Source organism: Streptomyces sp. NPDC059668, assembly GCF_042734135.1.
GTDB lineage: Bacteria > Actinomycetota > Actinomycetes > Streptomycetales > Streptomycetaceae > Streptomyces.
This window is the reverse complement of the sequence record NZ_JBHWEL010000105.1, coordinates 1-7,985: the sequence shown is the minus strand read 5'-3', so window position 1 is coordinate 7,985 and position 7,985 is coordinate 1. Positions and strand designations below refer to the sequence as shown.

7 protein-coding genes are annotated in these 7,985 nt (G+C 70.9%); 3 read left to right on the top strand and 4 right to left on the bottom strand.

Annotation, left to right across the window (positions count from 1 at the left end; all coding sequences use genetic code 11):
• Nucleotides 1-112: 112 nt before the first annotated feature.
• Complete coding sequence (arc, locus tag ACFV2J_RS39590) at nucleotides 113-1,879, bottom strand: proteasome ATPase (protein ID WP_385087938.1); 1,767 nt, start codon at nucleotides 1,877-1,879, stop codon at nucleotides 113-115.
• A gap of 253 nt (nucleotides 1,880-2,132) precedes the next feature.
• Here arc and ACFV2J_RS39585 point away from each other — a divergent pair, with 253 nt between their 5' ends.
• Nucleotides 2,133-2,438: a ferredoxin gene (locus tag ACFV2J_RS39585; protein WP_385087936.1), complete on the top strand. Its 306-nt coding sequence runs from the start codon at nucleotides 2,133-2,135 to the stop codon at nucleotides 2,436-2,438.
• A gap of 48 nt (nucleotides 2,439-2,486) precedes the next feature.
• Here ACFV2J_RS39585 and ACFV2J_RS39580 read toward each other — a convergent pair whose 3' ends face one another.
• From ACFV2J_RS39580 to ACFV2J_RS39570, 3 genes are all read right to left on the bottom strand, one after another.
• Nucleotides 2,487-3,062, bottom strand: a complete 576-nt coding sequence (locus ACFV2J_RS39580; RefSeq protein ID WP_385087935.1) for a hypothetical protein — start codon at nucleotides 3,060-3,062, stop codon at nucleotides 2,487-2,489.
• Between the two features lie 229 nt (nucleotides 3,063-3,291).
• On the bottom strand, nucleotides 3,292-4,194 hold the full coding sequence (locus ACFV2J_RS39575) for a tRNA (adenine-N1)-methyltransferase (RefSeq protein ID WP_385087933.1): 903 nt from the start codon (nucleotides 4,192-4,194) through the stop codon (nucleotides 3,292-3,294).
• A gap of 134 nt (nucleotides 4,195-4,328) precedes the next feature.
• Entirely contained in the window at nucleotides 4,329-6,044 is a 1,716-nt protein-coding gene (locus ACFV2J_RS39570; protein WP_385087931.1) for a site-2 protease family protein, read from the bottom strand.
• Nucleotides 6,045-6,219: 175 nt separating this feature from the next.
• On the opposite strand from ACFV2J_RS39570, the gene ACFV2J_RS39565 reads away from it, so the two are divergent.
• Together ACFV2J_RS39565 and ACFV2J_RS39560 are read left to right on the top strand one after the other, a co-directional pair.
• Entirely contained in the window at nucleotides 6,220-7,125 is a 906-nt protein-coding gene (locus ACFV2J_RS39565) for a RecB family exonuclease (RefSeq protein WP_385087929.1), read from the top strand.
• A 14-nt stretch (nucleotides 7,126-7,139) separates the two neighbouring features.
• On the top strand, nucleotides 7,140-7,811 hold the full coding sequence (locus ACFV2J_RS39560; RefSeq protein ID WP_010988071.1) for a response regulator transcription factor: 672 nt from the start codon (nucleotides 7,140-7,142) through the stop codon (nucleotides 7,809-7,811).
• The last annotated feature ends 174 nt before the right edge of the window (nucleotides 7,812-7,985 follow it).

The following is a 7,985-nucleotide window of genomic DNA, read 5'->3' as shown; positions in this document are numbered from 1 at the left end:
CCCATACCGGTTGGCTGGCTATTATTTTCGAAATTTTGTTTTCACCACCGCGCCCCCCCAAAACACGCGGCGGGGGGGACCGGGGGGCGCCCCCCCCCCGCCGCCCTGGCTTTTACAGGTACTGACCGGTGTTGGCCACCGTGTCGATGGAGCGTCCGGTGTCCGCACCCTGCTTTCCGGTGACGAGCGTACGGATGTAGACGATCCGTTCGCCCTTCTTTCCGGAGATCCGGGCCCAGTCGTCCGGGTTGGTGGTGTTCGGCAGGTCCTCGTTCTCCTTGAACTCGTCCACGCATGCCTGGAGGAGGTGGGAGACCCGGAGACCCTTCTGGTTCTGTTCGAGGAAGGCCTTGATGGCGGCCTTCTTGGCGCGGCCCACGATGTTCTCGATCATGGCGCCGGAATTGAAGTCCTTGAAGTACAGGACTTCCTTGTCGCCGTTGGCGTAGGTGACCTCGAGGAAGCGGTTCTCCTCGGATTCGGCGTACATCTGCTCCACGGCGGTCTGGATCATGCCGTGGACGGTGGCCGCCCGGTCCCCGCCGTGCTCTCCGAGGTCGTCGGAGTGCAGCGGGAGGCGCTGGGTGAGGTACTTCGCGAAGATGTCCTTGGCGGCCTCGGCGTCCGGGCGCTCGATCTTGATCTTCACATCGAGTCGTCCGGGGCGCAGGATCGCGGGGTCGATCATGTCCTCACGGTTCGAGGCACCGATCACGACCACGTTCTCCAGGCCCTCCACGCCGTCGATCTCGGCGAGCAGCTGGGGGACGATGGTGTTCTCCACGTCCGAGCTGACGCCCGATCCACGGGTGCGGAACAGGGACTCCATCTCGTCGAAGAAGACGATGACGGGGGTGCCCTCGCTGGCCTTCTCCCGAGCACGCTGGAAGACGAGGCGGATCTGCCGCTCGGTCTCGCCGACGTACTTGTTCAGGAGCTCGGGGCCCTTGATGTTGAGGAAGAAGCTCTTGCCCGTGGCCTGGCCGGTGACCTCGGCGACCTTCTTGGCCAGCGAGTTGGCGACCGCCTTGGCGATGAGCGTCTTGCCGCATCCGGGGGGCCCGTAGAGCAGCACACCCTTGGGCGGCCGCAGTTCGTGCTCCTTGAAGAGGTCGGGGTAGAGGTACGGGAGCTCGACCGCGTCGCGGATCAGTTCGATCTGGTTTCCCAGGCCGCCGATCTGCTCGTAGCCGATGTCCGGGACCTCTTCGAGGACGAGCTCCTCGACCTCGCTCTTGGGAACGACCTCGTAGACATAGCCGGAACGGGGTTCGAGGAGCAGGGCGTCGCCGGGACGGATGGTGACGTCCAGGAGCGGCTCGGCGAGCCGTACCACCCGTTCCTCGTCGGTGTGCCCCATCACGAGGGCGCGCTCGCCGTCCTCCAGGATCTCCTTGAGGGTGACGATGTCGCCGACGCTCTCGTACTCCATGGCCTCGACCACGTTGAGGGCTTCGTTGAGCATCACTTCCTGGCCGCGCCTGAGCTCCTCGAGCTCCACGCTGGGGCTGACGTTCACCCGGAGCTTGCGGCCCCCGGTGAAGATGTCCGCCGTGCCGTCCTCGTTCGCCACGAGGAAGACACCGAAGCCCGCCGGCGGCTGCGCGAGCCGGTCGACCTCTTCCTTGAGGGCCACGATCTGGTCGCGGGCCTCACGGAGCGTGTTGGCGAGCCGCTCGTTCTGAGCGGACACGCCGGCCAGGTTGGTCTGCAGCTCGACGATCCGCTCTTCGAGAATCCTCGTGTGCCGCGGAGAGTCGGCGAGCTTGCGTCGCAGGACGGCGATCTCCTGCTCAAGGTAGGCAACCTGCCCGGCAGGGTCATCGGACCCTCGTCCCGGGCGGATGCCGCGGTTCATGTCGTCGTCGTGGGCTGCCACGGTCCTCACCTCCTCCAAGGGGAGCTGGACGCTTCCAGACCCTACCTGGGTGGGTGTCGATTGAAACCCCTAGATCACAAAGACTGTCGAGGTGTGTCCGATCTTCACCCTTGCGCTCTCCCTCACGCCAGGGGAATACCCACCCAACATGATTGGGAAGCCGACGGAGGTAGGCTCAAAGTGTTCAACACCCGTCAGAGCTGGCCCGATTCCCCAGTCTTCGGATCGCTCGACGCAGGAAACGGCAGGAGATGTGACCGTGCAGCAGGAGGCCGTAGCAGGCGAAGAGGCGCTCGAGGTCTGGATCGACCAGGACCTCTGTACCGGCGACGGGATCTGCGTCCAGTACGCGCCGGAGGTCTTCGAGCTGGACATCGACGGTCTGGCCTACGTGAAGAGCGCCGACGACGAGCTCCTCCAGGCCCCCGGCGCCACAACGCCCGTACCGCTGACGCTTCTGCGTGACGTGGCCGACTCGGCCAAGGAGTGCCCGGGCGACTGCATCCACGTACGTCGGGTTTCGGACAAGGTCGAGGTCTACGGACCCGACGTGGAGTGACCCGGAGGCCACTCCACGTGACGGATTGTCTCTTTTCTCACGTTCTTCTCATATGCTCTGGGCGCCCGAGGGCGTCGAGCGGATGAACGCTCCGTTCTTCCACTGCCACTTGGCCCGGTCCTTCACGTCCGGGCAGCAACTGGGCACGTCGGCCGACGAGTAGCCGAGCAGGGTGGCGGTGACGGCGCCGTCACGTACCGCGAAGCCCGTGACGCTCAGCCGGTCCTTCGGGTCGACCAGGGTGGCCACGATCCGGGGCTTCTTCGCCGCTCCGCCCTGGGTGAGGACGTAGACACCGTCGGGCGGGGTGCCCGAGCCCGCGTCGCAGTGGACCACGGCGACCGTCTCCGGGTGGCCGTCGCCGTCGAGGTCCCCCGACGCCTTCTTCTGTACGACGGCCTCGGCGGGCCCGCAGTCGAGCGGGAACGTGACGGCCGCGGGGTCCGGGGGCGCGAGCGCGGCCGGGGCGGCCTTCGCCCCGGGACCGGGCTGGGCCGCCGTGGCCGATCCGGGCTGGACGACCGAGGAGAGGGCGACGACTCCGGCCACGGCGGTGGCCGTCGCCAGCCAGTGGATGGGACGGGTGTGCGTGTGTGCCAGTTCCGGGACGACGGATTGCTGCACTGGGAGCGTCTCCTGCGAGGACTGTGCCGGCGGGGGGGTGGAGTGGCCAGCATGGTGCCACACGTCACAGTCGGGTGGAACGGCGGGGTCCGCACTTCTGGCGGCGCGTCAACAGAACGCGCTCCGCCCCGGTTACGGAAAGGCCTGTGGCCGGGTCCCCGGGTGTCTCCGGGAACTCGGCCACAGGGGTGGAGCGTTGGGTACGCGCGCGGCGGGGACGCCGGCCGGATCAGCGGGCGGAGCCGCCGTCCGCGTTGGGACCCGCGTAGTCCTCGCCGTAGGCGCCCTTGGCGGGGCGGCGCCGGCGCATGGGCGGCTCGACGCCGTCCGCGAGGCGGCGGGCGGTGAGCAGGAAGCCGGTGTGCCCGATCATCCGGTGGTCCGGGCGGACGGCGAGGCCCTCGATGTGCCAGTTGCGGATCATCGACTCCCAGGCGGTCGGCTCGTTGAAGGAGCCGATCTCGCGGATGGACTCGACGGTCCGCGCGAGCTGGGTGGTCGTCGCCACGTAGCAGCACAGGATGCCGCCGGGCACGAGCGCCTTGGAGACGGCCTCCAGGCACTCCCAGGGGGCGAGCATGTCGAGGATGACACGGTCGACCTCGGTGTCGCTCAGGTTGTCCTGGAGGTCGCCCACGGTGAGCTGCCAGGCGGGGTGCGGGCCGCCGAAGTAGCGCTCCACGTTCTGCTGGGCGATCTCCGCGAAGTCCTCGCGGCGCTCGTAGGAGTGCAGCATGCCCTGGTCGCCGATGGCGCGCAGCAGGAAGCTGCTGAGCGAGCCGGAGCCGACGCCCGCCTCCACGACGCGTGCGCCGGGGAAGATGTCCGCGAAGGCCAGGATCTGCCCCGCGTCCTTGGGGTAGACCACGGCGGCGCCGCGGGGCATGGACAGGACGTAGTCGGGGAGCAGGGGGCGCAGCGCGAGATAGGCGACGTTCCCCGTGGTGCGGACGACGCTGCCCTCGGGAGCACCGATCAGCTCGTCGTGCGGGAAGGAACCCTTGTGGGTGTGGAAGTTCTTCCCGGCCTCGAGCGTGAACGTGTAGTGGCGGCCCTTGGGGTCGGTCAGCTGAACCTGGTCCCCGACCTTGAAGGGCCCGCGCCTGCGGGCGGCACCGGTCGGTTCGGACATGTGAACAGCCTACCGGTCCCCGCGCGGGGCGCCGACCACGGGCGTTGCGGGCCGCCACCGCGGGTGCCGCGGCGCCGACGACGCCCGTGCGGCACGGCCATGCACGTCACGGTGCCGCGGCGCCCGCGGGAAGGTCAGGAGGGCCTGGCCATCGCCTTGACGAAGGCGCGCTCGACGTCCGCCGCCGACAGGACCCCGTAGATCTCGCCCGAGTCCTCCACCACCAGGTACTCGGTCGCGGGGGTCGCGCGCAGGACGTCGAGGAGGGGCTCGCCCGCGAGCTCGGCGGAGACGCGCATCCCGTCGGTGATGTCCTGGGCGAGGCCGCTGACGGCGACCCAGGGGCGGCGGTGCTCCGGTACGCCGACGATCGCGGCCTCGCGGACCAGGGAGAGGGGCTCGCCGTCGGCGTCGACGACGACCAGGGCGCGGGCGCCCGCGTCGTTGGCGCGGCGCAGCGCCTCGGAGAGGGGGGTGCTGGTCTCGACCGGGACCGCCCGCCGGGTGAGCGAGCGGGCCCGCAGCTCGGGCAGGTGCTCCCGCAGCCGGGCCATGCGGAGGCTGTTTCCGGCGCCGGTCCAGATGATGGCGGCGAGGATCGCGGCCAGCAGGGCGTCGGTGACCGTGTCCATGCCGCCGATGTTGTCCTGGGTCTCGCCGAGCGCTCCGGACTGGGTGAGCAGGGGCAGGCCGATCAGGACGGAGACGGCGAGCGCGCGGCCGACCCAGGCCGCCGCGATCGTGCCGCTCATCGGCCTGCCGGTGATCTTCCAGACGACGGCGCGGAGCATCCGTCCGCCGTCCAGGGGCAGGCCGGGAAGCAGGTTGAAGGCGGCCACGAGCAGGTTGGAGACCATCAGGCCGGCCAGCAGGACACCGGGGACCGTGCCGGGCTCGACGGCGAGCATGGCGAGGTAGAAGAGGCCGGACAGGACGAGGGAGAGCAGGGGTCCGACGAAGGCGAGCACGAACTCGCGGCCCGGGGTCTCGGCCTCCTTCTCGATCTCGGACACCCCGCCGAAGAACTGGAGCTGGATGCGGCGGACCGGCAGCTTGAAGCGCAGGGCCGCGACCGTGTGGGCCAGTTCGTGGACCAGGACGGAGGCGTAGAAGGCGACGGCGAAGAAGAGGGAGACGAGGTAGCGCAGGGCGCCGAGTTCGGGCAGCACGCGGTCGAGCTGGCCGCCGAACACCCAGGTGATCAGCGCGGCCACGAGGAACCAGCTGGGCGCCACGTACACGGGTACGCCGAACGGACGGCCCATCAGGAGCCCGCCGCCGGGCTCCCGGCCGCGGCGCGGGGGCTTCGGCCCGCCGACACCGCCGGCGCCGTCGGCACCGGTGCCGGACTGGGCGAGGGTGCGGTGGTGCGGGGTGGTGTCCGGGCCGGTGGGCCGGTCGGGTTCGTGGGGCGCCGCGGGCGGGGACACGGCGCCGGGGCCGGCCTCCCCCGAGGCGCCGTCGCGGGTTCCGGGGCCGGGCGCGGGCTCCGTGTGCGGTGTGGTCCCGTCCGACGTGTCACCGGCGTCCGTGCCGGGCCCGTCCGTGGAGCCGTGGTGCGGTCCGGGCCGGCTCGTGGGGGCGTCGTCCGTCCCGGGTCCGTCGCCGGACGCGCGGTCGAAGGTGCCGTGCGGCTCGGGGCCGCTCGTGGGCCGCGGGTGCGCGCGGGTGGGGCCGGGGGCGGGGACGTCCGGGTCGGCGGCCGGCTGTCCCGTGGGGCGCTCGTGCCGGTCCGGTCCGGGTCGCGTGGCGTCCGCGGCCGGGCCCGCGGGGGCCTGGGACCCCTCGTGGCGCTCGGTCGCTTCGTCGGTGCCGGATCGCGGCTGCCCGCTCCCGCCGCTCTCGTCCACGATGTCCCCTCGTTCGAAGCGTCTCCCGCTCCCGATCTTGCGAAGCAGGGTCTGTGGTCGATGGTATGCGTCGGTCGCGACACGTTCCGCCCCGGCACCCCCTCTGTTTTCCGCGCCGTCGCACCAGCCCCGTGCGTTCACTCACTGTCAGTGGCGGGCCGTAAGGTCTTGGGACATGGAGACCAGCACCGAGGGCGCCGTCCCGCCCGAGCAGACCGCGGCTGTCACGGCCGTGCCGCCGGCGTCGCTGTCGCCCTCGCGCGCCAGCGACTTCATGCAGTGCCCGCTGCTCTACCGGTTCCGGGTGATCGACAAGCTCCCCGAGAAACCGAGCGAGGCGGCGACCCGCGGCACCCTGGTGCACGCGGTGCTGGAGCGGCTCTTCGACTCCCCGGCGACGGAGCGGACGGCCCCGCGCGCCAAGTCCCTCATCCCCGGCCAGTGGGACCGGCTGCGCGAGACCCGGCCCGAGGTCGTGGAGCTGTTCGCCGACGACCCCGAGGGCGAGCGGCTGGCGCGCTGGCTCGGTGAGGCGGAGCGGTTGGTGGAGCGGTGGTTCAGCCTGGAGGACCCCACCCGTCTGGAACCCGCCGAGCGCGAGCTGTTCATCGAGGCCCGGCTCGACTCCGGGCTGAAGCTGCGCGGCATCATCGACCGGGTAGACGTGGCGCCGTCGGGCGAGGTCAGGATCGTCGACTACAAGACGGGCAAGGCGCCCCGGCCCGAGTACGCCGAGGGCGCGTTGTTCCAGATGAAGTTCTACGCCCTGGTGGTGTGGCGGCTGAAGCAGGTGGTCCCGCGCCGTCTCCAGCTCGTCTACCTCGGCAGTGGCGACGTGTTGACGTACGACCCGGCGATCGCGGACCTGGAGCGGGTCGAGCGCAAGCTGCTCGCGCTGTGGGAGGCGATCCGGGAGGCCACCGAGACGGGCGACTGGCGGCCGCGTCCCACCAAACTCTGCGGCTGGTGCGATCACCAGGCGGTGTGTCCGGAATTCGGCGGTACTCCCCCGCCGTATCCGCTCCCGGTCAGGGCGCCCGAGTCGGGCGGTACCGAGCAGGGCAGAATGGGGCCGGACTAGCGAAGGAGACTCACGTGGCCATCCGCGTCCTACTGGTCGACGACCAGCCGCTGCTGCGCACCGGCTTCCGGATGATTCTGGAGGCCGAGCAGGATCTGGCGGTCGTCGGCGAGGCCGGTGACGGTCTCCAGGCACTGGACCAGGTGCGTGCCCTGCAGCCCGATGTGGTTCTGATGGACATCCGCATGCCGCGGATGGACGGGGTGGAGGCGACCCGGCAGATCACCGGTCCGGGGCGCGACGGCCCGGCCAAGGTGCTCGTCCTGACGACCTTCGACCTCGACGAGTACGTGGTGGAGGCGCTGCGCGCGGGCGCCAGCGGTTTCCTCCTGAAGGACGCTCCGGCCAACGAGCTGGTGCAGGCGATCCGGGTGGTCGCCGCGGGTGAGGCGATGCTCGCGCCGAGCATCACGCGCCGGCTCCTGGACAAGTACGCGGGTCATCTGCCGTCGGGCGACGAGCCCGTGCCCGACACCCTGCACACCCTCACCGAGCGCGAGGTGGAGGTGCTGAAGCTGGTGGCGCGGGGTCTGTCGAACGCGGAGATCGCCGCCGACCTGTTCGTCAGCGAGACCACCGTCAAGACGCATGTGGGCCACGTCCTCACCAAGCTGGGTCTGCGTGACCGGGTGCAGGCCGCGGTGTACGCGTACGAGAGCGGGTTGGTGCGCCCCGGCGCGCAGTGACCCCCCTCGCGGTGCGACCGTGGGCGGCGGGGGCGCCGCCGGCCGGCCCGCCGCCGGCCCCCCCCGCGGCCGCCGGGGGGGTACGGGGTAGTTGCGCGATACACACCGGGGGGGGGGGTGGGTGGCCGCGGGCCAGTGGGTGGAAACACCGAGACTCACGCCCGTTTTTACTCC

What these genes read in the sequence shown, in the direction of transcription:
- ACFV2J_RS39575 (WP_385087933.1), bottom strand. Translation starts at nt 4,194, where the DNA reads ATGTCCGAACCGACCGGTGCCGCCCGCAGGCGCGGGCCCTTCAAGGTC.
- ACFV2J_RS39565 (WP_385087929.1), top strand. Translation starts at nt 6,220, where the DNA reads ATGGAGACCAGCACCGAGGGCGCCGTCCCGCCCGAGCAGACCGCGGCT.